Below are 23658 nucleotides of genomic sequence, written 5' to 3'. Positions count from 1 at the left end.
GGCACCCCCAAGAAACCTCACCCCAGCTTCCCGGCCAGCACCCCCGCATCCCCCGTGGGCGCGTCACACGTGAACCGGCGGCACACGTACGCCGCGGGCCGCCCCTCCAGCAGCGGGCGGTCCAGCAGCAGCGGCACCTCCCCGGAGCCGGGCTCGCCGACCGCGACCACCGCCCCGGGCGCGGTGCCCAGGAGCGCGGCCCGGTGCAGGGCGCGCGTCGCCGGGTCGTCGCCCTGGCCGACGATGGCCACCTCGCGCGGCCCGTCCAGCAGCGCCTCGGCCACCGCGAGCCCCCACCCGATGAACCGCGGCACGCGCGCCCCGAGCGCCCGCACCACCCCCAGCGCGCGCTCGGCCGCCTCCCGGGGCCGGTCCTCGCCGGTGACGGCCGCGTACGACAGCAGCGCCCCGGCGGCGGCCGTCCAGCCCGACGGCGCGGCGTTGTCCGTCGGGTCCTGGGGGCGGCGGATGAGCTCCTCGGCGTCGTCCGCGGTGTCGTACAGCGTGCCGTCCTCGGCCGTGAAGTGGCGCAGCACGGTGTCCAGCAGCAGCCCCGCGATCTCGACCCAGGCGCCCTCGCCGGTCACGGACGACAGCGCGAGGAAGCCCTCGGCGACATCCGCGTAGTCCTCCAGGACGCCCGCGTGGGATCCGGCCGTGCCGTCCAGCGAGGTGCGGGCGAGCCGGGCGCGGTCGTCCAGGTGGACGCGGACCAGCAGGTCGGCGGCGGCCACCGCGGCCTCGACGAGGTCGGGGCGGTCGAAATACGCCCCGGTCTCGGCGAGTGCGGCGATCGCCAGGCCGTTCCACGCGGCGACCACCTTGTCGTCGCGGCCCGGCCGCGGCCGCCGCCCGCGCGCCGCGAGCAGCCGCTCCCGTACGGAGGCGACGCGCCCGGCGTCGGCCAGCGCCTCGCGGTCGGGGAGCCGCAGCACGGAGGCGCCCTGCTCGAAGGTGCCTTCCTCCGTCACACCGAAGTACTCGGCGGCCAGCTCGGCGTCCTTCTCCCCCAGCACCTCGCGCAGCTGCTCCGGGGTCCAGACGTAGTACGCGCCCTCGGCGTGGCCGCCCTTGCCGTCGTCGCTGTCGGCGTCGAGGGCCGAGGCGAACCCGCCCTGCTCGGTGCGCAGCTCGCGGACCATGAACTCGGCGGTCTCCACGGCGACACGGCGCGCCAGGTCGGAGCCCGTGGCCCGCCACAGATGCGCATAGACGCGACACAAAAGCGCGTTGTCGTACAGCATCTTCTCGAAGTGCGGCACGGTCCAGGTCTCGTCGACCGCGTAGCGTGCGAACCCCCCGCCCAGTTGGTCGTAGATGCCGCCGCGGGCCATCGCCTCGCAGGTCGCCTGGACCATCTGGAGCGCGGCCTCGGAGCCCGTGCGGGCGTGGTGGCGCAGCAGGAACTCCAGCACCATGGACGGCGGGAACTTCGGCGCGCCCCCGAAACCGCCGTGTACGGCGTCGAATTCGCGGGTCAGGGCCATCAGCGCGGTGGGCTGATCCTCCGGCCCCGGCGGCCGGGCGTCCCCGTACTCCAGAGAGGCCCCGCCGCGCTGGGCCAGGTCCCGCACGATGCGCGCGGCCACGTCCTTCACCTCGTCCCGGCGGTCCGCCCACGCGGCGCGGACGCCCTCCAGCACCTGCTGGAAGGACGGCATGCCGTGGCGCGGCGCCGGCGGGAAGTACGTGCCGAAGTAGAACGGCTCGGCCTCGGGCGTCAGGAAGACCGTCATCGGCCAGCCGCCCTGGCCGGTGGCGGCCTGCACGGCCTCCATGTAGACGGCGTCGACGTCGGGCCGCTCCTCGCGGTCGACCTTCACGGACACGAAGTGGGCGTTGAGATAGTCGGCGGTGGCCTCGTCCTCGAAGGATTCGCGGGCCATCACATGGCACCAGTGGCAGCTGGAATAGCCGACGCTCAGCAGCACGGGCACCCCGCGGCTGCGGGCCTCCCCGAACGCCTCGTCGGACCACGGCCGCCAGTCGACCGGATTGTCCGCGTGCTGAAGAAGGTACGGAGATGTCTCGTGCGCCAGACGGTTCGGCATGCCTCCATCCTCCCTCAACTCACGTCCGAAGCGAGTTATCCACAGGCCTGCCGGATATGAGCCAGAAACGGAACACTTGGTGCTGGCAGGAGGGGGACGAAGATGCCGGGATCACCGACCGCGCTGCGGGACAGTCATCGTGGAGAGATCGAGCGGCTGCTCGCGCGCGCCGTCGAGGAGGAGGTGCGGCGCTCCGGCGGGCGGACGAACGGCGGGGTGCTGCTGGGCCGTGCGCGGGCCGCGATGGAGGGCATGGCGGCCACCGCGGCCGAGGAGTACGGGGCGTATGTGCGCGCGCTGGAGGAGTCGGAGGCGGAGAGCAGGCCGCTGTCGTCGCGGCTGACGCGCCGGCAGCTGGGCACGCCGATGCTGGCCACCGCGGCCGCGGCGGCCGGGGCCATCGGCGCGGACCTCTCCTGGGGCACCTCGGTGGGCACGGCGCTGGGCGCGGGCGTGACCGCGGCGGTGGCCGGTTCGGCGGCCGCGGTCGTGGGGCTCACGGCGGGCCACTGGCCGGCCGCCCACCGCCGGGCCGCGCTGCGCAACCAGCCGGGCGGGGCGGAGCAGCTGAGGCTCCAGTGGCTCACGGCCGTGGAGGTGCGCGGCATCCGGCCGTTCATCGACCGGCATCGGATGACGACGGCCGCCACGCGGAGAAGCAGCGGGACCGACCGGGTCTCCGGCTCCGCGGCGGGCGCCGGGTCCGGCTCGGGCGGCGGCCCGGGGGCGAGCGGCGGTTCGGGTTCGGCCGGGGGCGGCGCGAGCCGTCTGGGCTCCGGGGGCCGCGCCGGGAAGGCGCCCCGGCTGCGCGGTGCCGACCGCAGCCAGGCGGCCCGCAGGCGCAGCGTGCTGGAGCAGTCCTTCGGCCATCTCCCCGAGGCGGACGGCCCGTTCGCTGGGCGCCGGGCGCAGATCACCCAGATCGCCCAGTGGGTCCAGCAGGCGCGGGCGAGCACGGAGACCAGACCGACGGTGGTGCTGCTGGAGGGCCCGCCCGGGTCGGGCCGGACGATGCTGGCGGTGCGGGCGGCGCACCATCTGCGCGACCAGTTCCGCGGCGCGTGTCTGGTGGATCTGCGCGGCGACAGCCACGACCAGGCCCCGCTGCCCACCCGAGACGCGCTGCTGCACCTGCTCAACCGGCTCGGCGCGCCCCGCGACCAGCTGCTGTTCCGGGAGCGGTCGGCCCAGGAGCAGCACATCAGGCGGCTCACCGAGCTCTACCACCAGCATCTGACCGGGCTGCCGGTCACCATCGTGCTGGACGACGCCAGCGACGCCGAGCAGGTGCGCACCCTGGTCCCGGAGCGGTCCGACAGCCTGGTGCTGGTCACCTCGCGCGCCCCGCTCGCGCTGCCGCCCGAGCTGGCCGCGTGGGTCCACCGGCTGGAGGTGGGCCCGCTGGACGAGCCGGGCGCCGAGGAACTGCTGCGCGCCTCCGCCGAGGAGCCCACGGGCGCGGGCCCCTATGACGGGCAGTCCGTGGAGCGGATCGCCGAGCTGTGCGGCCGGCTGCCGCTGGCGCTGCGCATCACGGGCTCCTCGCTCGGCCTCCGCACCCCCGGCGCCCTGGTCACCGCGCTGGAGGCATACGGCCCGGTGGGCCCCGTCGAGCGGGCGCTGTGGCTGCGGTACACCGACCAGACCGAGGGCGCCCGGCGGCTGCTGCGCCGTCTCGCGCTGGCCGGGCGGGCCAGCCTGGGCGCCGCCGCCGCGGCCGCGCTGCTGGAGACGGACGACCAGGAGGCGGTCCGCCATCTGGACGCGCTGGCCCGCGCCGGGCTGATCCAGCACGTCCGCGGCACCCGCTACCGGCTGCACGACCTGGTGCGCGGCTTCGCCCACGGCCGGCTGATGGACGAGGAGGAGCCGGCCCGGCGCACCGCCGCCCAGGAGCGGCTGATCCGCAGCTACGCGGAGCTGGCCGACTCGGTGATCCGGATGGTCGACGGCAAGACCTCCACCCGCGCCGACATGTTCACCCGGGGCGCGGCCGGAGGCCACGGCTTCACCTCCCTGGACGCGGCGCTGCGCTGGCTGGACGACGAGTCGAGCTTCATCACGGCGGCCCTGCGCCATGCCGAGGGCGTCGACCAGTCCGCGGTGCTGCATCTGCTGGGCGCGCTGTGCGACTACTGCCTGCTGCGCGGCGACCTGTACCGGCTCGGCGAGATCAGCGAGCTGACGCAGGCCGTCGACCAGGGGCTGCTGATGCGCTCGGTGCAGTGGCGCACCGGCATCGCGGCCCGGCAGCTGGGCGAGCTCGACCAGGCCCGCACCACCCTGTCCTCGGTGGTCGACCTGTATTTCGAGGCGCAGCACGAGGCGGGCGCGGCCCGGGCGCTGTGCAGCCTGGGCATCACCCTGCACCACCAGGGCAATCTCACCGAGGCCGCGGCGAAGCTGACCGAGGCGATGGAGCTTCAGGCGGCCGGCGAGCTGCGCGCGGACCGGGCGTGGACGATGCACGCGCTGGCCGCGGTGGAGCGCGACCGGGGGCGGCTCGCCGAGGCGCTGGCGCTGCTGGACGAGGCCCTGGAGCTGCACCGGGAGAGCGAGAGCGTGCACGGCCAGGCGTGGGCGCACTTCCAGCTCGGCCAGGCGTGTCTGCGCATGGGCGATGTGCCGCGCGCGGAGCGGGAGCTGCGCGAGGCGCTGGAGGCGTATGGCCGCACCCACGACCAGCGCGGCGAGGCGTGGGCGCTGACGCAGCTGGCCCGCGCCCGGCTGGTGGCCGGGGATGCGTCGGCGGCCGTCGACCGGCTGCGCCAGGCCCTGTCCCGCCACCGGGAGAACGAGGACGCGCGGGGCGAGGCGTGGACGCTGTACTACCTGGGCCAGGCGCTGGAGGAGCGGGGCGACCACGACTCGGCGGTGCGCGACCTGGAGCGGGCCCGCACCATGTTCAGCCGGATGAGGGATGTGTACGGGCTGGCCTGCGCCCGTCACCACTCGGCGCGGGTCACCCGGGATCTGCGGGCGGCGCAGACGGGCTCGCTGCGCAACAGCGGATTCGCCCGGCAGCTGCTCCAGGACGCGCGGCAGGACTTCCACCGGGTGGGGGTGGCCCATGGCGAGGCGTGGTCCTGTGTGGAGCTGGCGGTGATCGACGCGGGAAACGGCCGGGCGTCGCAGGCGCTGGATCTGGTGGACGAGGCGGCACGGCTGTTCGCGGGATACGGCGACCGGCGCGGCGAGAGCTGGGCCCGGTTCCTGCGCTGCACGCTGCTCCCGTTCGCCTCGGCGGGCGGCTCGGTCGTGGGCACGGCGGTGGCCCAGGAGGAGCTGATGGAGCTGCTGGGCGAGGTGCGGTCGGCCGACTGGGCGGGGGACGCCCGGCTCCAGGGGTGCGCGGAGGCGTTCACGCTGGTGCTGGAGCGCGGCGTGGAGCCGGAGACGGGATGGCAGGCATGGCAGCTCGGCATGGTGCCGAGCCGCCACGCGCGCGAGATCATGGCGGTCCTGCCGGCTGCGGCGGAGGTTCAGGACGCCCCGTACGGCTCCGCTGACCGAGGTGACCACGACGACCAGGGCGACCGGGGTGACCTATGACACGGTGATCCATGACACAAGGCGCCCTATGTCACAGGTGCCACGCGCGTCACCGGTGCCACTCCAGGGGCGGCGGGTCCGGAGGGCGGCCGTCAGGCCGTGCGCTCGCCCGTGGTGCCGCCCCGGGCTCCCTTCGAGGATGCGGCGGCCGGGGTCTCCCCGGCCTCCGGCTCCTCCTCGAAGTCCACCTTCTTCATGTGCTTGTTCATGGACTTCATCAGCAGCCACACCGCGCCGCCGATCACTGCGAAGACGATGAAGCCGAGGACGCCCGGCGTCACCTTGTTCTCGTCGAGCTCCTTGGCGAGCGACACGAGTTGTGTTGCGGCGAGGGTGCTGGTCGCGCTCATCATGAGCTCAATTGTTGCGGATGCCCGCGAAGAGGTCGTCCTCGGGGAGGGAAGTGTCGACGAGCGACTTGGCGAGCTCGTACTCCTCCGTCGGCCAGACCTCCTTCTGGATGTCCATCGGCACCCGGAACCAGCCGCCGTCGGGGTCGATCTGGGTGCGGTGCGCGATCAGCGCCTTGTCCCGGATCTCGAAGAATTCGGAGCAGGGGATGTAGGTGGTCAGGGTGCGCTCGGCCCGCTCGAACTCCTTCCAGCGCTCCAGCCACTCCCCGTACGGCGACTCCAGGCCGCGCGCGAGCAGCGCCTCGTGCAGCGCCACGGTGCGCGGCCGGTTGAAGCCCTGGTTGTAGTAGAGCTTCAGCGGCTGCCACGGCTCGCCCGCCTCGGGGTACTTCTCCGGGTCCCCCGCGGCCTCGAAGGCCACCATCGAGATCTTGTGGGTCATGATGTGGTCGGGGTGCGGATAACCGCCGTTCTCGTCATACGTGGTGATGACATGGGGCTTGAACTCGCGGATCAGCTTGACCAGCGTCCCCGCCGCCTCGTCCACGTCCTGGAGCGCGAAGCAGCCCTCGGGCAGCGGCGGCAGCGGGTCGCCCTCGGGCAGCCCGGAGTCCACATAGCCCAGCCACTCCTGCTTGACCCCGAGGATCTCGCGCGCCTCGTCCATCTCCTTGGCGCGTACCTCGTGGATGTGCTCCTCGATGTAGGGGTCCCCCTGGAGCTTGGGGTTGAGGATGGACCCGCGCTCACCGCCTGTGCAGGTCGCGACCAGCACGTCCACCCCCTCGGACACGTACTTGGCCATGGTGGCCGCGCCCTTGCTCGACTCGTCGTCGGGGTGGGCATGGACGGCCATCAAACGCAGCTGATCAGTCAACTCTCGATCCTCGGTGATTCGTCGTGGAAGACGGCTTCTATAGTGACCCAAACCGGGGGCGAATAATTCCGCGTCCGCCAACCAGGAGGAACGATCATGGCCACGGTGCGTGAGGGGCTGCCGGACGGGCGTTACGGCCGGTCGGCGGACCAGCGTGCCGACCGCAAGCTGAAGATCCTGGGTGCCGTGCTCGGCGCCGGGTTCCTCGCCATGATCGCCTGGTTCGGCTACTCATACATTACGGGCCAGCAGGAGATCAGCGGCCGGGTGATCGCCTTCAAGGTGGTCTCCGACGACGCGGTCGAGGTGCGCCTGGAGATCACCAAGGACACGGGCACCACCGGAGTGTGCACCCTCCGCACCCTGGACGCGGATCACGCCGAGGTGGGTCGCAAGGACTTCACCTTCGGCAAGGGCCAGGGAGACACGGTCAAGGTCGTGACGGTCCGCACCACAGGACGGGCTACCACCGCCGAGCTTGTCGGCTGCGACCCTGTGTCGGGCGGCTGAGCCCCGCCCGACCTGCGCTGACGCGTTTCGTACGCATTACGCCCACAATCCTCCTCCCCGTTTCGACCCGGAATTGTTAGGCTCGTGGTTTCGCCCGGCTTTGAAGGCGCACCCTTCTGAGTAGGGCGTTCATTTGTATTCCCAGCACCGACGAGGAGCACCTGTGACCCAGACCAGCGAGAACGTCACCTGGCTGACCCAGGAGGCGTACGACCAGCTCAAGGCCGAGCTGGAGTACCTGTCGGGTCCCGCACGTGTCGAGATCGCGAAGAAGATCGAGGCTGCCCGCGAGGAAGGTGACCTGCGGGAGAACGGCGGGTACCACGCGGCCAAGGAGGAGCAGGGCAAGCAGGAGCTCCGCGTGCGCCAGCTCACTCAGCTGCTCCAGCAGGCGAAGGTCGGCGAGGCCCCCGCGGACACCGGTGTGGTGGCCCCGGGCATGGTCGTCACGATCGCCTTCGACGGCGACCCTGACGACACCCTGACCTTCCTCCTCGCCTCCCGCGAGTACGCGAGCTCGGACGTCGAGACCTACTCGCCGCAGTCCCCGCTGGGCTCGGGTGTGAACGGTAAGAAGGTCGGCCAGGACGCCTCGTACGAGCTGCCCAACGGTCGCACCGCGTCGGTGAAGATCCTTGAGGCCAAGCCCTACCAGAGCTGAACCGCCCCGATCTCGGCGGCCGCCTCCCTCAGGCGGTCGCCGAGCGGTATTTCCGGACCGCCAGCGTCCGGAAGAACAGGATGATCAGGGTCGACCAGAGGACCGAGGCGAGCACCGGGTGCTGCATCGGCCAGGCGTCCGAGACCAGCCCCTCGGGATTGCCGAACAGCTCACGGCTCGCCTGCACCGTGGCGCTGAACGGATTCCAGTCGGCGATGTGCCCCAGGAAGGCGGGCATCTTGCTGGAGGGCACAAAGGCGTTCGAGATGAACGTCAGCGGGAACAGCCAGATCAGCCCGCCGGAGGTGGCCGCCTCGGGGGTCCGCACGGACAGCCCGATCAGCGCGCCGATCCAGGAGAAGGCGTATCCCAGCAGAAGCAGCAGCCCGAAGGCCGCCAGCGCCTTCAGCACCCCGTCGTGGACCCGCCACCCCACGATGACCGCGACGATCGCCAGCACCACCAGCGTCAGCGCCGTCTGCACCAGATCCGCGAGCGTACGGCCGGTGAGCACCGCGCCGCGGGCCATCGGCAGCGAGCGGAAGCGGTCGATCAGGCCCTTGTGCATATCGTCGGCGATCCCGGCGCCCGCGCCCGCCGTCGCGAAGGTGACGGTCTGCGCGAAGATCCCCGCCATCAGGAATTCCCGGTACACATTCGCGTCGGCACTGGTCTGCCCCGGCACCATGATCGCGCCGCCGAAGACATAGCTGAACAGCACCACGAACATGATCGGCTGCACCAGGCCGAACACCACCACCTCGGGAATCCGCATCATACGGATGAGATTCCGACGGGCGACGACCAGCGAGTCGCGGACCGACTGAACGGGCCCGCTCCGGATCCGGGGGGACACGGCGACGCGGGTCCCCCGCGCCGGAGCCGCCTCCGGTGTTGTCTCTCCCCCAGCCAGCGCTGGGCGATGTCCCTGGGCCATCACTGGACCTCCTCATCGGACGCGTCACCCTCGGCCCCGTCGCCCTCGGCGCCATGGCCCGTGAGCGAGATGAAGACATCGTCGAGCGTCGGGCGGCGCAGCCCGATGTCGTCGATCTCCACCCCGCGCGCATCCAGCTCCCGGATCACCTCGGCGAGCAGCTTGGCCCCGCCGACGACCGGCACGGTGACCTTACGGGTGTGCCGCTGCACGGCCGGCTCACCCTTGCCGAAGCCCCGCAGCACCTCCTCCGCGACCTCGATATGGGGCCGCTCATGGACCACCACCTCCACCCGCTCCCCGCCCGTGCGGGCCTTGAGCTGGTCGGAGGTGCCGCGCGCGATCACCCGGCCGTGGTCGATCACACAGATGTCGTCCGCCAGGTGATCGGCCTCCTCCAGATACTGCGTGGTCAGCAGCAGCGTCGTGCCGCCCGCCACCAGCTCCTGGATGACCTCCCACAGCGCCTGCCGGTTGCGCGGGTCGAGACCGGTGGTCGGCTCGTCCATGAACATCACCGGCGGGCTGACGACCAGGGCGGCCGCCAGGTCCAGGCGGCGGCGCATCCCGCCGGAGTATGTCTTGGCGACGCGGTCCGCCGCGTCCTTCAGATGGAACCGCTCCAGCAACTCGCTCGCGCGCGCCTTCGCCTCCCGCGCGCTCATCTGGTACAGCTGGCCCACCATGCGCAGGTTCTCACGGCCGGTCAGATACTCGTCCACCGCCGCGAACTGGCCGGACAGCCCGATCGAGCGGCGCACCTCGTTCGGATAGCGCAACACGTCCACGCCCGCGACCCGCGCCGCACCGCTGTCCGGCTGGAGCAGGGTGGTCAGCACGCGCACCGCGGTGGTCTTCCCCGCCCCGTTGGGCCCGAGCAGCCCGAGCACGGTCCCTTCCGGTACATCGAGATCGACCCCGTCCAGAGCTCTTACATCGCCGAAGGTCTTCACCAGACCTTCGGCATAGATGGCGCCTGGCATATGCGTCCCCCATCGGGCGTGTTCATAGAAGGATCTAACTTTCGCCCGAATTACCCCGCCTGTCCATGCCTGTGGAAAACCTCTACGAGATCACCGTGTAGCCCGCCTCGCGCAGCGCCGCCCGCACCTCGTCACAGTGCTCCGACCCCTTCGTCTCGAGGCGCAGCTCGACCTCCGCCTCGGCCAGCCCGAGCCGCGGATCGGTCCGTACATGGCCCACGTCCAGCACATTCGCGTCGACCGCCGACAGCGCCGCCAGCAGCGTGGCGAGCGCCCCCGGGCGGTCGGTCAGCCGCAGCCGCAGCGAGAGATAGCGCCCGGCCGCGGCCATGCCGTGGCGCAGGATGCCCTGCATCAGCAGCGGGTCCACATTGCCGCCCGAGAGCACCGCCACCACCGGCCCCTCGAAGGCCTCCGGCTCCATGAGCAGCGCGGCCACCGGGCTGGCCCCGGCCGGCTCGACCACCAGCTTCGCCCGCTCCAGGCACAGCAGCAGCGCGCCGGCCAGCGCGTCCTCGGAGACCGTACGGACCTCGTCCACCAGCTCGTCCACGATCCGGAACGGAACCTCGCCCGGCCGCCCCACCTTGATCCCGTCCGCCATCGTCGTGGGCGACTCGATCGACACCGGGTGCCCGGCGGCCAGCGAGGGCGGATACGCCGCGGCGCCCGCCGCCTGCACCCCCACCACCCGCACGTCCGGCCGCAGCGCCTTCACCGCCACCGCCACCCCCGCCGCGAGCCCGCCGCCACCGACGCCCACCACGACCGTGCGCACCTCGGGGCACTGCTCCAGGATCTCCAGGCCCACCGTGCCCTGCCCCGCGATGATGTCCGGGTGGTCGAAGGGGTGGATGAAGACCGCGCCCGTTTCCCGCGCGTACTCCTGTGCGGCGCGCATCGTCTCGTCCACGATCTGGCCATGCAATTGCACGTCCGCGCCGTAGTCCCGGGTGGCCGCGATCTTCGGCAGCGGCGCGCCCTGCGGCATGAAGACGGTCGAGCGCACGCCCAGCAGCGAGGCGGCCAGCGCGACGCCCTGCGCGTGGTTCCCGGCGCTGGCCGCCACCACGCCCGCGGCCCGCTCCTCGGGGCTGAGCCCGGCGATCCGCACATAGGCGCCGCGCAGCTTGAAGGAGCCCGTGCGCTGGAGGTTTTCGCACTTCAGATGGACCGGAGCACCGACCAGGCCGGACAGATAGCGGCTGCCTTCGAGCGCGGTGACCCGGGAGACCCCCGACAACATCTTCTGCGCCGCGCGCACCTCGTCGAGCGTGATCGCGGACGCCGGGACACCGGAAGCCGGGACTCCGGAAGCGGACTGCGGAATACCGGAAGAAGAGGTACCGGAAGCGGGGGTCGTGCGTGGGGCCATGGTCCCAAGTCTCGCAGCTCGCCCCACGTGCACCAGGGAGGGCCGGATCGAGGCGGCAGGTTTCTGCAGCCCCCGTACGGGCGGGCCCCCAGCCGCGTACTCTGTGCCCCATCCCACAGACCACCGCATGAAGTGAGCCTTAGTCCATGCCCACCCAATCGGACATGACGACCCACCTCGACACCGGCGTACTCGACCTCCTGCAACACCAGGTCGCGGTCTTCGCCCGGCGCGCCGAACAGACCCGCCTCGGCGGCGTCGGACAGGCCCGCAACTCCATGGACCGCGCCGCGTATCTCCTGCTCAACCGGCTCGACCAGGAAGGGCCGATGGGTGTCAAGGCGCTCGCCGCGGGCATGGGCATCGACTCGTCCACCGTCACCCGGCAGGTCGCCCCGCTGGTCGACTCCGGCTTGGTCAAGCGCACCTCCCACCCCGAGGACGGCCGCGCGGTCGTGCTCCAGCTCTCCCCGCGCGGCAAGGCCCGCCTGGAGGAGGTGCGGTCCTCGCGGCGCGCGCTGATGGCGCAGGTCACCGACGGGTGGACCGCGGAGGAGCGGGACATCTTCTGCGACCTGCTCGGCCGCTTCAACGTCGCGCTGGCCGCCGCGCACGCCCCCGTGCCCCAGGCGGCGTCCGCCTCCTAGGGGTTCCCGGCCCAACGCGCCCTGACGTCACGCCTCTTGACCGGATGGCCGTGACTGCCGTGTCCTGAAAGGGACCCGTGTCCCAAAGGGGGCAGGAGGCGGAGGGCTGGTGCGCGAGAGGCGGGCAGCACGGGAGAGCCGCCGGGCCCGGGAGTTCGCGGCGTTCGCCGCGGGGGCGGGCGGTCGGCTGCTGCATGCGGCGACACTGCTGACGGGGGAACCACCGGGGGAATCCAAGGACGCCGAGCGCCTGCTGACCACCGCGCTCGCCCGCACCTACGCCCGCTGGGACCGGCTGCGCGGGGAGGACCCGTACGACCGCACCCGCGGGGAACTCGCCGCCCTCTTCGCCCATCGCGCCTGGCGCTACCGCCGCCCCCGCGGCGGCCTCCTGGGGCGGCTCACCCCCCAGGAGCGCCTGGTGCTGGTGTTACGGCTGCATGAGGGCGTGGCGGAGGAGCAGGCCGCGGCCGCCCTCGGGCTGCCGGTCGAGCGGGTACGGGCGATCTGTACGCGCTCGGTGACGCTGATGCGCAGCCGCCCGCCGGGCGCGCCCGCGCCCGGGGCCGCGCCCGGGGCCGCGCCCGCGCCCGCGCCCGGGGCCGCGGTGCGCCGCGGGGACGCGAAGGCCCCGGCATGAGCTTCCCCGACCGCAAGGAGGACGAGGTCCGCCGGATGCTGGACGGCCCCTATCCGGCGGTGCCCCCGGACCTGCCCGGCCGGGCGGCGACACGGGGGCGGCGGATGCTGCGCCGCCTCCGCGCCGTACGGGCCGCCGGCTGGGTCCTGCTGATCGCCGCGGTGATCGCCTTCGCGGTGTGGGCGGCGATCGTCCAGCCGTGGACGATGCCGCCGACCGACACCAGCCCGCCGGTCGAAGGCTGGTGAGGGCCTGCTGAGAGCCTGGCGAGGGCCCAAATCCAGCCAGAATCCAAGCCCTAGGCCAGCGCCTGACTGAGATCCGCCAGCAGATCGTCCACCGCCTCGATGCCCACCGAGAGACGCACCAGGTCGGCGGGCACCTCCAGGGCCGACCCCGCCGCCGAGGCGTGCGTCATCCGGCCCGGGTGCTCGATCAGCGACTCGACACCGCCCAGCGACTCACCGAGCGTGAACAGCCGCGCCCGGTCGCAGACGTCGACCGCCGCCTGCTCGCCGCCCGCGACGCGGAAGGAGACCATGCCGCCGAAGGCCCGCATCTGCTTGGCCGCCACCTCGTGCCCCGCGTGCCCGGGCAGCCCCGGGTAGAAGACCTCGGTCACCCTGGGGTGGGCGACCAGCAGCTCCGCGACGCGGGTGGCGTTCGCGCTGTGCCGGTCCATCCGTACGGCGAGGGTCTTGACGCCGCGCAGCACCAGCCAGGAGTCGAACGGCCCGGCGACGGCGCCCATCGCGTTCTGGTGGAAGGCCAGTTCGTCACCGAGGGCGGGGTCGGAGACCACCAGCGCGCCGCCGACGACGTCCGAGTGCCCGCCCATGTACTTGGTCGTCGAGTGCACCACGATGTCCGCGCCCAGCGCGAGCGGCTGCTGGAGATAGGGGCTGGCGAAGGTGTTGTCGACGACGAGCCGGGCCCCGGCGGAGCGGGCGATGTCGGCGACGGCGGCGATGTCGGTGATGCCGAGCAGCGGGTTGCTGGGCGTCTCCACCCAGATCACCTTGGTACGGGGCCGGAGCTCGGCCCGCACCGCGGCCGGGTCGGAGGTGTCGGCGACCGACCACTCCACGCCCCAGCGCTCCGCGACCTTCGAGAACAGGCGGAACGTGCCGCCGTAGGCGTCGTTCGGGATGACGACATGGTCACCGGGCACCAGAAGCGCGCGCAGCAGGCAGTCCTCGGCGGCGAGACCGGACGCGAAGGCCAGGCCGCGCCGCCCGCCCTCCAGCGCCGCCAGGTTCTCCTCGAGGGCGGTGCGGGTGGGGTTCGCGGAGCGGCTGTACTCGTATCCGCCGCGGAGCCCGCCCACTCCGTCCTGCTTGTAGGTGGAGACCTGGTAGATCGGCGGGACGACGGCACCCGTGAGCGGGTCCGCCTCCTGCCCCGCGTGGATGGCGAGCGTCTCGAAGCTCTGCGTGCCGCGCTGCGCATCGTCGCGCGGGGCGGGCTGCTGGGTGTGCTGGTCGGTCATGGGGCCGAGGGTAATGCCCACCGCGGTGCTACCGGGTTCAAGCACTCCGCGGGCACATAGTCTGGAGCTCAGGCGTTCCTCCTAGGGGGACCGGGCCCGACTTCTCACGGGACAGCCGGGACAGCACCGGAGCAGCAGGGGACAGCAGGGGACAACAATGGAGAATCTGATCTTCCTCATCGCGATCGTCATGATCGGCGGTGTCCTCGTCGTGCCGGCCTTGCGCCGGATCCGCGGCACCGACGAGGCCAAACGCGGCGGGGTGCTCGCCACGGACCCGGGCGCGTACGGCTTCGTGCCGCAGGACCGGCTGGACGTACGGCTGCCCGGCCCGGACCGCGAGCTGCTGGAGGCGCTGGAGGAGGTCCAGCGCACCCAGGACTGGCAGCCCGCCGCCCGGCTGCTGGCCCTCACCGACGCGGACTCCGAGCTCCGCTGGCAGCGCGTGCAGACGCTGGCCGGCGCCGCCGCCTTCGAGCTGGCCCACGCGCCGGGCCAGGGCGGCATGTGGCTGCGCACCTGGCGGGTCTCGGCGCCCAAGGACCCGGGCGCGGCCGCCGTGCACGCCGAGTTCCTGGTCCGCCGGGCGCTGCGCGACCCGTCGTCGGACGACTTCCGGATGATCCTGGAGGAGGCGCGTACGGTCTGCGGCGAGGCGGCGCTGCTGGCCCCCGGCGACCCGGTGCCGTACATCGTCGAGCTCGGCGTCGCCCGCGGCCTCGCGTACCGGCAGGCCGACTTCGAAGAGCTCTGGTCCAAGGTCACCGAGCGCGCCCCGCACCACATGGGCGCCCACCTCGCCGCGCTCCACTACTGGTGCGAGAAGTGGCACGGCTCGCAGGAGCTCGCCGACTCCTTCAGCCACGCAGCCGCCGGCTCCGCCCCGGCCAAGACCCTCCTCCCCGCTCTCCCCCTCTTCGCGGTCTTCGAGCACCTCCCGGAGGCCAACCTGGTGCGCACCCTCTACCAGAGCGCGGTGGTCAGCCGCGCCATCGAGGGCGCCCTCTTCGCGGTCGGCGAGGCCCCGGCCGACCACCCGGTCCAGCCCCACGTCCGCCACCTGCTGATCTGGTTCCTGGTGCGCGCCGAGCGCTACGCGGAGGCAATGGAGCAGCTCCGCCATGTGGACGGCCACGTGGGCGCGATCCCGTGGTCGTACGGCGCGGACCCGGCCGCCGAGTACGCGGTCTACCGGGCGCTGGCGGTGGCCGGCTGGGAGGGCCGGGGCGGCACGCCGGCGACGCTGCCGCGCTGAGGGGTGCGGGGGCGCCTGGAATGGCCCACCGCCCCACCCTGTTATAGGACGTGCGCCCCCGCCGCCACGACCCACCGACCGCTTCGACCCACCGCTTCCCCGATGTGGAGCCTAGGAGCCATTGATGTTGTTCAGCCGCCAGAAGTCCCACCTCCCCTCCGCCGAGGAAGCGCTCAAGGGCCGAGCCGAACCCGGATTCCCCGTCCCCGAGCGCCACACCGTCCTCGGCAACCCGCTGTCCGGCCCCTACCCCGAGGGCCTCCTGATCGCCGACTTCGGCCTCGGCTGTTTCTGGGGCGCCGAGCGCAAGTTCTGGCAGGCCCCCGGCGTCTGGACCACCCTCGTCGGCTACCAGGGCGGCCACACCCAGAACCCCACCTACGAAGAGGTGTGCAGCGGCCTGACCGCCCACACCGAAGCGGTCCGCGTCGTCTACGACCCTTCCGTCACCTCGTACGCCGCCCTGCTGAAGCTCTTCTGGGAGTCCCACGACCCCACCCAGGGCTTCCGCCAGGGCAACGACGTCGGCACCCAGTACCGCTCGGCGATCTACACCCACTCCCCCGAGCAGCAGTCCGAGGCCGAGGCCTCGCGCGCCTCCTACCAGTCCGTCCTCACCAAGTCCGGCTACGGCGACATCACCACCGAAATCCTCCCCGCCGGCCCCTTCTACGCGGCGGAGGCATATCACCAGCAGTACTTGGACAAGAACCCGGCCGGCTATTGCGGCATCGGCGGCACGGGTGTTTCCTGCCCGATCGGGGTGGCCCCCGCTGGGAGCTGAAGGGCCGCGTCCTCACTCGTTCGGGCGATGTGGTCGAGCCCGCACTCGATACGCTGCTCCCAGGGATAAGAATCTCGCCCATGGGAGCAGCAATGACCACCTCCAGCGCCGGGCAGCCACTCATCCCTCAGCCCTCCGCCACCGTCACGGCCCTCCGCCAGGCCGTCGCGCAGATCGCCCCCGCCGCACTGCCCTCCTTCACCCGGGAGCTGGATCAGGCCGCCGATCAGTCCCGTCAGGCTTCCGATCTTTCCCCCCTCCAGCGGTTCATCGCCCAGTGGGCCGTCTACGTCCACATTCAGCGGCAGCCGAATCTCGCGAAAGAGTTCCGTCACTGGGAGGACACCGCCGAGACCGGCGATGCGACGCAGGCCCGACGCGCCGCGTCCGCGATCGGCAAGATCCTGGACGACGCACACGCCGCGCTCGGCCTCCCGCCGCGGTGAGCACTGGTTGGCGCTGGGAGTACGACCCCGATCACGCCCACGTTGCAGGTGGCATCCCCGCTCACGTGGTGACCGAAGTGGAGCGCCTCGCGGGGCAGCTGACCGACCTGGCCGGGATGGGGGTCGATGTCGGCGACTTCGGCAACGGTCCCCGACCGGGCGGCCTGCGTCGCATGGACGCGGCGGGCGGTTGGTTCTTCCCGGGCAGGCCGTCTACGACCGTCGCACGGCCTTGGGCATCGACCAGGCATCGCTCGCCGAGCGGACGGGGCTCTCCACGGAGGACATCGACCGCCTCGAAGGAGGCGGCACCATGCCCACGCTCCCACTCCTACGCACCTTGGCCAAGGCACTGGACGCCGCACTGGACGTGTCAATCGACACGGAAGAAACTCGGGTCTCGTTCGTGCCGCACGCCGCTTGACGCCCTTCCCAGGGGACGCCCGGAGAGCAGCACAGGCTCGTCGGCACGGCCGTCAAGCCAAGTGACCTGTCCGACGGCGGCTCATGTCCCACGGGAATCGGGCCCACCGACGGCTGACGCGGCGGCTTCTAGGGCCAAGTGCCACGGATAGTTTTCCGGTCGGCCCTGGCCCGGCTTGTTGGGTACGAACCCACCGTCGCCGTACAGGACGCGTACGCCCATCGCGCGCAGCGTGGCAATGCTGGTGTCGAACTGTGTGTGCTGCACGAAGGCGGCGTTCACGCACGGCATGGTCACGGTGGGGATGCCCTTGCCGATGGCCTCGGCCACGCCCCGACGATGAACTTGTCGGTGATCCCCAGCGCCCATTGGTTGATCGTGTTGAAGGTCGCGGGCGCTACGACGGCGACGTCTGCGGGGGGCCAGACGTCCGGCTCTCGGGGCAGCTTGTACTGGCTGCGTACCGGGTGCCCGGTCCGCTCCTCCAACGCCGGCAGCTCGTCTTCGAGCCAGCGTGCGGCGGTGGGGGTCAATCCGAGGCAGACATCCCAGTCGGCGGCCTGTGCTTGCTCGATGACGCCGGCGATGTTCAGCACGGGTGGTGCGGCGCTTCCCAACAGGTACAAGACGCGGTTCGCGGTCATGGCGGCAGTTCACCGCGTCGCACCCCTTACCCGCAAACCCTGCTCGATCGGGGCCGAGATCACCGTTCACCGTAGCCTTCCGTGGCCGGGCGGGTAGCGTTTCCGTTGAGTGAGTCACGAAAGGGAGGCATGCATGCCGCTCCCCGGCGACGAACACACAGGCACTCGGATCGCACATCACCGGAAACGGACTGGACTGACTCAGCGCGGGCTGGCTCAGAAGGTGCCCTGTTCGTACAGCCTGCTCACCCAGGTTGAGTCCGGGCACAAGCCGGCCAGCCCTGCCCTGGTGGCCGCTGTCGCCAAGGCCCTGAGCATCGACGTCAGGGCGTTGACCGGTCAGCCCTACGTGACCGAGCTCCAGCAAGACCGGTTGGCCGCGCTGGTCCGGCCGATCCGTGAAGCCCTCGACCTCTACGATCTGGGGGCCGACCCTACGATCACGCCTCGGCCCACTCCGCAGCTCGTCGCAGCTGCCGAGGGGCTGTGTCAGCTGGTCCGAGCTACAAGGCTCCACGATGCTGCTGTTGATCTCCCCGACACGATTGCGGAGATCACCACAGCCGCGTATCGGTCCCCGTCGTCCGTATTGTGGGCTGCGCTGTCGAGTACCTACCGCACCGCGCATGACCTGGCCGTGAAACTGGGCTACTACGACGTGTCGACGGTGGCTCTGGATCGTATGGACTGGGCCGCGTCCAGGGCTTCCGACCCGCTGCTGTCCGCAGTACGCCAGTACATGCGTGCGCTCGTCTACTTCCGGGAGGGCGAGTACACCATCGGACAGAGGTTGGTCGCTTCCGGTCATGGGCTGCTGGAGCTATCCCCTGAGACCCGGGAGAGGCAGGCGGTTGCCGGGCAACTTCACCTCGGGGCAAGCGTGATCGCTGCCCGTGCCGAGGATGCAGACGCGGTGACAGCCCACCTCGCAGAGGCCAAGTCCTACGCAACACGGGTGGGTGAGGCCACGGACGTGCATTGGCTGTCTTTCGGCCCCACGAACGTGAGGCTTCACACGGTGTCCGCTCATGTCGAGATGCGTCACTACGGCGAGGCCCTGCGACAGGCCGCGAAGGTGCGGATACCGAAGGACTGGCCTGCTCCAGGCTGACGTCCATCGCCGAGCAGGGCCTACTCGGAGCTGGGGCGCCGGTCGCGTATTGGGGCTTGGCGGGTGCGGGCGCGGTGGTTGGCGACGTTGACGCGGTTGCCGCACAGGCCGGGCATGCAGTAGCGGCGGCTGCCGGGCCGGGTGGTGTCGATGAACGCTCCCCGGCAGGTGGGCGCGGTGCACGGGCGGAATCGCTGCTCGCCGAGGGTGTGTACGACCCCGAGGATGCCAATGCCGCAGATCAGCGAGAGGGCGTCGGCGATCGTTGCTCCGGCACGGAGTGGGACGGCCCAGCGTGTGCGGTTCCCGTGTGCGGGGTCGGGGATCAGGGTGGCGCCCTGGGCGGGTGAGGTGAGCGTGGTGGCGCCGGCGATGAGGCGGGCGCGGTCGGGGTGATCGATCAGGTCGCGCACGGTCTCCCGGAGGGCGTGGACCGCATGGAGGTCGGCGGTGCGTGCGCGGCGGGCGAGTTCGGACAGTGCGCCGGGAACCTCGTCGTCTGTGGACTGGTCGCCGTGCAGGTCGGTGAACGCGACGAGGGCGGCCAGGTCGGGCAGGTGGTCGTCGCCGCGCCAGACCTCGGCGGTGGTGTTGACCAGGTCGGTCGCGACCCCCGCCGCCCAGGCGTAATCGTCCAACGTGACTTGCATCCTTGGCGAACCTCTCGCTACGTTCGGTTAACAGCCACTTTAGCCCTTACATAGCTTCGTCCGGGAGAGCTCGCCCATGTCAGTGCTGGAGATCGATGCCGTCGTGTTCGACGTGCTCGGCACGCTCGTCGACGAACCCGCCGGACTCCGCGCCGGCATTCGTGAACTCGACCCGTCGCTCGACGCTCCCAGGACCGAGCGGCTCTTGTCAGTGTGGCAGCAGCACATCGACCGCGAGCAGCGTCGCATCCTCGACGGCGGCCGGCCCTACCTCGCCGGCGACGCCCTGGACCGGGAAGCCGCCCGGCTCGTCGCCGACGCCGCCGGAGTCGACGACCCGGCCGCCGTAGCGGCGCTGGCGCTGTCGGGTCGCCGGCTCCCGCCGTGGCCCGACACCGTGGCAGGGCTCGCCCGGCTCGCCGAACGGTTCCCGCTGATCGGACTCTCCAACGCGAGCCGGACGGCGCTGCTGGGGCTCAACGCCCACGCCGGGCTGCGCTGGCACCAGGCCCTGTCCGCCGAGGACGCCCGGACCTACAAGCCGGACCCGGCGGTCTACCAGCTGGCCGTCACCGTCTCCGGACGACCGCCGGAGCGGCTGCTGATGGTCGCCGCCCACGCCTGGGACCTGCGCGGAGCGCAGCGCCTCGGCCTGCGCACCGCCTACGTCACCCGCCCCGTCGGAGACCCGCCCACCTCCTCGGACCGGTTCGACCTGTACGCCGACGACCTGGCCGATCTGGCCGACCAACTGGACACGATCTAAAGCTGCCCCCCGGTCAGCCGCCGTGGGCGCGGGCGCGGAGCACCTTGTGGTAGTCGTCGACCGCTTCGCCGACGCAGCTCATGCGCTCTCGCATGTCATGGGATGTGCGCTCCTTCACAAGGGTCCGCAGTACGTAGTCGGGTGAGAACTCCCCCGCGAAACCGTCCGGGGCGTTGGAACGGATCATCGGTTCGTTGGCCGAGACCGAGTAGGGGTCGTCGGAGTGCTGGTACGTCCAGCGGCACGGCCAGAGCCGCAGCGCGGTCTCTCCGACGTATCTGACCGCGCCCGCGAAGAACTCGTCTCCGACCGCCGCCTCCAGCGCGGCGGGGCCGTCGAAGCGGGCGAGTACGAGCCGTTCCAGCGCCGAGAGCGAGTCCAGGGAGTAGTCGAAGGGGAAGTCGTCGGGCAGGTAGGCCGTTCGCCAGCGGTCCAGTGCGGCGTCCATGGGGGCCAGCCAGGCGTCGAGGCACCGGCGGGACTCCTCGCTCGCGTGGAGGCGGTCGTCCTCCATGTACCAGGCGGGCGTCTCGGGTTCCGCCGCGGGCATCCCGTCGCGCACCCAGCGGCCGAGCTCCACGGGCATCGGGAGGCCGAACTCCTCCAGACCCTTGGCCTGTCCGGGGGTCAGCAGGAGCCACCATGCGTCGTAGGAGTCCTCGTCCAGCTGGTGGAAGCTCCGCGGGTCGTCGTTGCCGGGCACAAGGTCGCCTATGGCGTCGAAGGCCGCGTTCCAGTCCATGTAGCGGGTGCTGTCGGAGAGGTGTTCCGTCGGGTGCCATATCGACCGGCCGTTGCGGCGGAAGTGCAGGTACTCCTCTCCGTCCTCGTCCTTCACCAGTGCGACGTCGTCGACGACCACCGAGCCGCCGGCGCACGCGGCCGCGTCGAACAGCAGCTCCGCGTAGCCGTCCTCGAGGTAGCCCGAGACCTTTTCGGGCGTCTGGAAGCCGAGGCCGCACTCGCCGACCAGGAACGTCAGCTCGTCGGTGTCCTCGAACTCCTCGTCGAGGTCCATGCCGATCGCCTCGGCCTCCGCCAGGCCGGTCGCGGCCTGTTCCTCCGTCGCTATACCGAGCCGGACCAGGGTTTCCGCGAATTCGCGGAGGGTGTGTGCTGTTGCGTTGCCCATGACAACACCCTCTCACTATAAACGATTCGTTTAAAACAGATAGTTGACATCAACCTGTGCGTCACCCCATCCTGATCTCATGTCAGCGACCCCTGATCAGCACACCGACGACCCCTTCACGCCCCCGCGGCCCGAGCAGGCGCGAGCCCACCGTGTGTACGCGTCCCTGCTGCGCATCGCCGAGCGGCACGCCGCGACCGACGAGCAACGCCGCCGGCAGGTCCATCCCTCGGTCATCGGGCCGCACGAGGCCGTCCGGCTGGTGTCGTTCCTGCTCTCCGGGGCCGCGCGGCCGGTTGACGGGGAGCCGGAGGTGGATCAGGCCGATATCACCGCCGCGTTGAGCCTGGTGCCGCTGGTGCGCGGGGAGATGGACGAGCTGGAGACCGGGCTCCTCCAGATGGCGCGGGGCCGCGGCATGACCTGGCAGGAGATCGCCTTTGGGCTCGGGCTCGGCACCCCGCAGGCCGCCAGGCAGCGCTACGAGCGGCTGGCCGGCCGCGCCACCGCCGATACGGAAGCCTCGGAGTAGCTCAGGGACGGGTGGCCACCAGGAGGTCGACCACATAGGTCTCCTCCACCGTCTCGTCGGGGAACAGCTCCCGCAGGCGGGTGCGCTCCTCGGTGAGGAAGGCGCGGGTGCCGCTCTCGCCGAGGACGAGGAATGCCGAGTGGCTGGAGATGTTGGCGAGGTGCGTGTCGAGCGGGACGACGCGGCTCCAGCGCAGGTGGCGGCGCACGACGGCAAGGCCTGCGAGGCCGGCGAGTTCGATGGCGCGGCTGTCGTCGGGGCGCTCCCCGGGCGAGGAGGCGGGGGGCTTCACCCCGCAGTGGCGCGCGACGCGCTCGTGCTGCGCCGCGATCCACGGCACGTCGAGGGCCGAGGTGTTCCACCAGAGCGCGAGCGTGCCGCCAGGACGCAGCACGCGCAGCGCCTCCGGGACGGAGCGGCCGGTGTCGGTCCAGTGCCAGGACTGCGCGTAGGTGATCAGGTCGCGGGACGCGTCGGCGAGCGGCAGGGCGTTGCCGTCGCCCCGGACGATCGGGACGTCGGGCAGCGTGCGGCGGAACTGGGCCGCCATGCCGTCGCCGGGCTCGACGGCGATCACCTCCGCGCCGCGCTCGCGCAGCAGGACCGTCGCGATGCCGGTGCCCGCGCCGACGTCGGCGACGCGGGCGCCCGCGAGGGGGCGGTCCATGAGCCGCTCGACGGTGTCCAGGAGCGCGGGCGGGTAGGAGGGGCGGTTCGCGGCGTACTGGGCGGCGGCGGCGTTGAACGAATGGGCACGCGAGTCGGCGGTCATCCGTCCATCCTCCTCCCCCACCACCACACCGACGCGACGCCCGGCGTCAGCTCGCGGCAGCGCTCTCCGCCCGCGACAGGGCGATGTCGAGGACGACCAGCAGCGCGTCCCGGACCGAGCCCCGCTCCCGGGCGTCGAAGACGATCAGCGGCACGTGCTCGGAGACGTCCAGCGCCCACCGCACCTCGTCCAGCTCGTGCTGCACCTCGCCATCGAAGGCGTTGACGGCCACGGCGAAGGGGATGTCCTTGTGCTCGAAGTAGTCCACCGCCGCGTAACAGTCGTCCAGGCGGCGGGTGTCCACGATCACCAGGCCGCCCAGGGCGCCCTCGACCACGTCGTCCCACATGAAGCCGAAGCGGTCCTGGCCGGGGGTGCCGAACAGATAGAGCTTCAGCGTGGGGTCGATGGTGATGCAGCCGAAGTCCATGGCGACCGTGGTGGTGGTCTTGCCGGGGGTGTGCGTGAGATCGTCCACGCCCGCCGCGACCTCCGTGATCGCGGCCTCGGTGGTCAGCGGCCGGATCTCGGAGATCGAGCCCACGGCCGTGGTCTTGCCGACCCCGAAGCCGCCGGCGATGACCAGCTTGACCGGCAGCGGCGGCTGTTCAGCTGCTGTCGCGGAGTTTGCCCCGGGAGTCGGGGACGGCACGGAGCCCATCGATAACCCTTCGCAGTACGGAGATGTCCTGGGTCGCCCTGGCGTCCGGCACATGGACCGCCAGATGGCCGGCGGTGCACAGATCCCCCGCCAGCACCCGGACCACGTTGAGGTGCAGTCGCAGCCGGGCGGCCAGTTCCGCCACCGACTGCGGGCGCCGGCAGGCGGCGACGAGGTCGTGGTGTTCGAAGGTGAGCGAGTGCAGGGCGGAGAGCCCCGACGAGGTCGCCACGACCTGGGCCTCGACCGGGAGCGACGGCGCGGCGCCGCTCCCGGACACCCGGCCGGCGGTCAGCAGGAACGGCCGGACCGCGGAGGGGCGCCCGGCCGACTCCGGCCGGTCCCACGCGCCGTCCGCTGACTCGTGCGGTACTGATTCACCGGCGGCCATCACGATCCCCTTCCG

General features: G+C 71.8%; 24 protein-coding genes and 2 pseudogenes. 13 read left to right on the top strand and 13 right to left on the bottom strand.

The window, feature by feature from the left end; translation table 11 throughout:
• Positions 1-17: 17 nt before the first annotated feature.
• Complete coding sequence (locus tag ACH4S9_RS09765) at positions 18-2051, bottom strand: thioredoxin domain-containing protein (protein ID WP_398370963.1); 2034 nt, start codon at positions 2049-2051, stop codon at positions 18-20.
• A gap of 102 nt (positions 2052-2153) precedes the next feature.
• Here ACH4S9_RS09765 and ACH4S9_RS09760 point away from each other — a divergent pair, with 102 nt between their 5' ends.
• On the top strand, positions 2154-5603 hold the full coding sequence (locus tag ACH4S9_RS09760; RefSeq protein WP_398370961.1) for a tetratricopeptide repeat protein: 3450 nt from the start codon (positions 2154-2156) through the stop codon (positions 5601-5603).
• 92 nt (positions 5604-5695) lie between these two features.
• On the opposite strand, the gene ACH4S9_RS09755 is transcribed toward ACH4S9_RS09760, so the two are convergent.
• Together ACH4S9_RS09755 and mca are read right to left on the bottom strand one after the other, a co-directional pair.
• Entirely contained in the window at positions 5696-5953 is a 258-nt protein-coding gene (locus ACH4S9_RS09755; RefSeq protein WP_385340657.1) for a hypothetical protein, read from the bottom strand.
• Between the two features lie 7 nt (positions 5954-5960).
• On the bottom strand, positions 5961-6833 hold the full coding sequence (gene mca / locus ACH4S9_RS09750; protein ID WP_311726257.1) for a mycothiol conjugate amidase Mca: 873 nt from the start codon (positions 6831-6833) through the stop codon (positions 5961-5963).
• 96 nt (positions 6834-6929) lie between these two features.
• Here mca and ACH4S9_RS09745 point away from each other — a divergent pair, with 96 nt between their 5' ends.
• Together ACH4S9_RS09745 and greA are read left to right on the top strand one after the other, a co-directional pair.
• Complete coding sequence (locus ACH4S9_RS09745) at positions 6930-7343, top strand: DUF4307 domain-containing protein (RefSeq protein WP_385340572.1); 414 nt, start codon at positions 6930-6932, stop codon at positions 7341-7343.
• 163 nt (positions 7344-7506) lie between these two features.
• Positions 7507-8004 (top strand): transcription elongation factor GreA, encoded by a 498-nt coding sequence (gene greA, locus ACH4S9_RS09740; RefSeq protein ID WP_311726259.1) that lies wholly within the window; start codon positions 7507-7509, stop codon positions 8002-8004.
• A gap of 28 nt (positions 8005-8032) precedes the next feature.
• Here greA and ACH4S9_RS09735 read toward each other — a convergent pair whose 3' ends face one another.
• The 3 genes from ACH4S9_RS09735 to ilvA form a co-directional block, all read right to left on the bottom strand.
• Positions 8033-8941: an ABC transporter permease gene (locus ACH4S9_RS09735; RefSeq protein ID WP_311726260.1), complete on the bottom strand. Its 909-nt coding sequence runs from the start codon at positions 8939-8941 to the stop codon at positions 8033-8035.
• Positions 8941-9924 (bottom strand): ATP-binding cassette domain-containing protein, encoded by a 984-nt coding sequence (locus ACH4S9_RS09730; protein ID WP_385340575.1) that lies wholly within the window; start codon positions 9922-9924, stop codon positions 8941-8943. Before ACH4S9_RS09730 ends, ACH4S9_RS09735 begins: the two co-directional genes overlap by 1 nt.
• Before the next feature lie 82 nt (positions 9925-10006).
• Positions 10007-11170, bottom strand: a complete 1164-nt coding sequence (ilvA, locus tag ACH4S9_RS09725; protein WP_311726493.1) for a threonine ammonia-lyase — start codon at positions 11168-11170, stop codon at positions 10007-10009.
• Positions 11171-11445: 275 nt separating this feature from the next.
• Here ilvA and ACH4S9_RS09720 point away from each other — a divergent pair, with 275 nt between their 5' ends.
• The 3 genes from ACH4S9_RS09720 to ACH4S9_RS09710 all read left to right on the top strand — a co-directional run bounded on the left by ACH4S9_RS09720 (position 11446) and on the right by ACH4S9_RS09710 (position 12834).
• Positions 11446-11946, top strand: coding sequence for a MarR family transcriptional regulator (locus ACH4S9_RS09720; RefSeq protein ID WP_311726262.1), 501 nt, complete (start codon positions 11446-11448; stop codon positions 11944-11946).
• 109 nt (positions 11947-12055) lie between these two features.
• A complete protein-coding gene (locus ACH4S9_RS09715; protein ID WP_398370956.1) occupies positions 12056-12586 on the top strand; it encodes a sigma factor-like helix-turn-helix DNA-binding protein in 531 nt (176 codons plus the stop codon).
• The gene (locus tag ACH4S9_RS09710) at positions 12583-12834 is read left to right on the top strand and encodes a hypothetical protein (RefSeq protein WP_311726264.1); all 252 of its coding nucleotides are present in this window, start codon (positions 12583-12585) and stop codon (positions 12832-12834) included. The genes ACH4S9_RS09715 and ACH4S9_RS09710 overlap by 4 nt, the downstream gene beginning before the upstream one ends.
• 50 nt (positions 12835-12884) lie before the next feature.
• Here ACH4S9_RS09710 and ACH4S9_RS09705 read toward each other — a convergent pair whose 3' ends face one another.
• The gene (locus ACH4S9_RS09705; protein WP_398370954.1) at positions 12885-14075 is read right to left on the bottom strand and encodes a cystathionine gamma-synthase; all 1191 of its coding nucleotides are present in this window, start codon (positions 14073-14075) and stop codon (positions 12885-12887) included.
• 157 nt (positions 14076-14232) lie between these two features.
• On the opposite strand from ACH4S9_RS09705, the gene ACH4S9_RS09700 reads away from it, so the two are divergent.
• From ACH4S9_RS09700 to ACH4S9_RS09685, 4 genes are all read left to right on the top strand, one after another.
• Positions 14233-15330: a hypothetical protein gene (locus ACH4S9_RS09700; protein ID WP_385340581.1), complete on the top strand. Its 1098-nt coding sequence runs from the start codon at positions 14233-14235 to the stop codon at positions 15328-15330.
• A 124-nt stretch (positions 15331-15454) separates the two neighbouring features.
• Positions 15455-16114, top strand: a complete 660-nt coding sequence (gene msrA, locus ACH4S9_RS09695; protein ID WP_385340583.1) for a peptide-methionine (S)-S-oxide reductase MsrA — start codon at positions 15455-15457, stop codon at positions 16112-16114.
• Between the two features lie 92 nt (positions 16115-16206).
• On the top strand, positions 16207-16560 hold the full coding sequence (locus ACH4S9_RS09690; protein WP_311726268.1) for a DUF6247 family protein: 354 nt from the start codon (positions 16207-16209) through the stop codon (positions 16558-16560).
• The gene (locus ACH4S9_RS09685; protein ID WP_398370951.1) at positions 16475-16984 is read left to right on the top strand and encodes a helix-turn-helix domain-containing protein; all 510 of its coding nucleotides are present in this window, start codon (positions 16475-16477) and stop codon (positions 16982-16984) included. Before ACH4S9_RS09690 ends, ACH4S9_RS09685 begins: the two co-directional genes overlap by 86 nt.
• 81 nt (positions 16985-17065) lie before the next feature.
• On the opposite strand, the pseudogene ACH4S9_RS09680 reads toward ACH4S9_RS09685, so the two are convergent.
• Positions 17066-17628: pseudogene (locus ACH4S9_RS09680) on the bottom strand (flavoprotein).
• A 133-nt stretch (positions 17629-17761) separates the two neighbouring features.
• Here ACH4S9_RS09680 and ACH4S9_RS09675 point away from each other — a divergent pair.
• Positions 17762-18724, top strand: a pseudogene (locus ACH4S9_RS09675) (helix-turn-helix domain-containing protein); the annotation flags it as partial.
• Between the two features lie 35 nt (positions 18725-18759).
• Here ACH4S9_RS09675 and ACH4S9_RS09670 read toward each other — a convergent pair.
• Positions 18760-19377 carry a CGNR zinc finger domain-containing protein gene (locus ACH4S9_RS09670; protein WP_311726272.1) on the bottom strand — a complete coding sequence of 206 codons (618 nt, stop codon included), beginning with the start codon at positions 19375-19377 and terminating at the stop codon, positions 18760-18762.
• A gap of 88 nt (positions 19378-19465) precedes the next feature.
• Here ACH4S9_RS09670 and ACH4S9_RS09665 point away from each other — a divergent pair, with 88 nt between their 5' ends.
• Positions 19466-20155, top strand: a complete 690-nt coding sequence (locus ACH4S9_RS09665; protein WP_311726273.1) for a haloacid dehalogenase type II — start codon at positions 19466-19468, stop codon at positions 20153-20155.
• A gap of 13 nt (positions 20156-20168) precedes the next feature.
• On the opposite strand, the gene ACH4S9_RS09660 is transcribed toward ACH4S9_RS09665, so the two are convergent.
• Positions 20169-21287, bottom strand: coding sequence for a hypothetical protein (locus tag ACH4S9_RS09660; protein WP_398370948.1), 1119 nt, complete (start codon positions 21285-21287; stop codon positions 20169-20171).
• 79 nt (positions 21288-21366) lie between these two features.
• Between ACH4S9_RS09660 and ACH4S9_RS09655 the strand changes: the two genes are divergently transcribed.
• Complete coding sequence (locus ACH4S9_RS09655) at positions 21367-21819, top strand: DNA-binding protein (protein ID WP_311726275.1); 453 nt, start codon at positions 21367-21369, stop codon at positions 21817-21819.
• Between the two features lies 1 nt (position 21820).
• Here ACH4S9_RS09655 and ACH4S9_RS09650 read toward each other — a convergent pair whose 3' ends face one another.
• Genes ACH4S9_RS09650 through ACH4S9_RS09640 form a run of 3 tightly spaced genes read right to left on the bottom strand, consistent with a single transcriptional unit; the run spans position 21821 to position 23643 of the window.
• Positions 21821-22591 (bottom strand): methyltransferase domain-containing protein, encoded by a 771-nt coding sequence (locus ACH4S9_RS09650; protein ID WP_311726276.1) that lies wholly within the window; start codon positions 22589-22591, stop codon positions 21821-21823.
• 46 nt (positions 22592-22637) lie between these two features.
• The gene (locus tag ACH4S9_RS09645) at positions 22638-23252 is read right to left on the bottom strand and encodes an ATP/GTP-binding protein (RefSeq protein ID WP_311726277.1); all 615 of its coding nucleotides are present in this window, start codon (positions 23250-23252) and stop codon (positions 22638-22640) included.
• A complete protein-coding gene (locus tag ACH4S9_RS09640; protein WP_311726278.1) occupies positions 23200-23643 on the bottom strand; it encodes a DUF742 domain-containing protein in 444 nt (147 codons plus the stop codon). Before ACH4S9_RS09640 ends, ACH4S9_RS09645 begins: the two co-directional genes overlap by 53 nt.
• Positions 23644-23658 lie beyond the last annotated feature (15 nt).

Source organism: Streptomyces sp. NPDC021225 (assembly GCF_044332865.1).
GTDB lineage: Bacteria > Actinomycetota > Actinomycetes > Streptomycetales > Streptomycetaceae > Streptomyces.
This window is presented reverse-complemented; position numbering and strand designations above follow the sequence as displayed.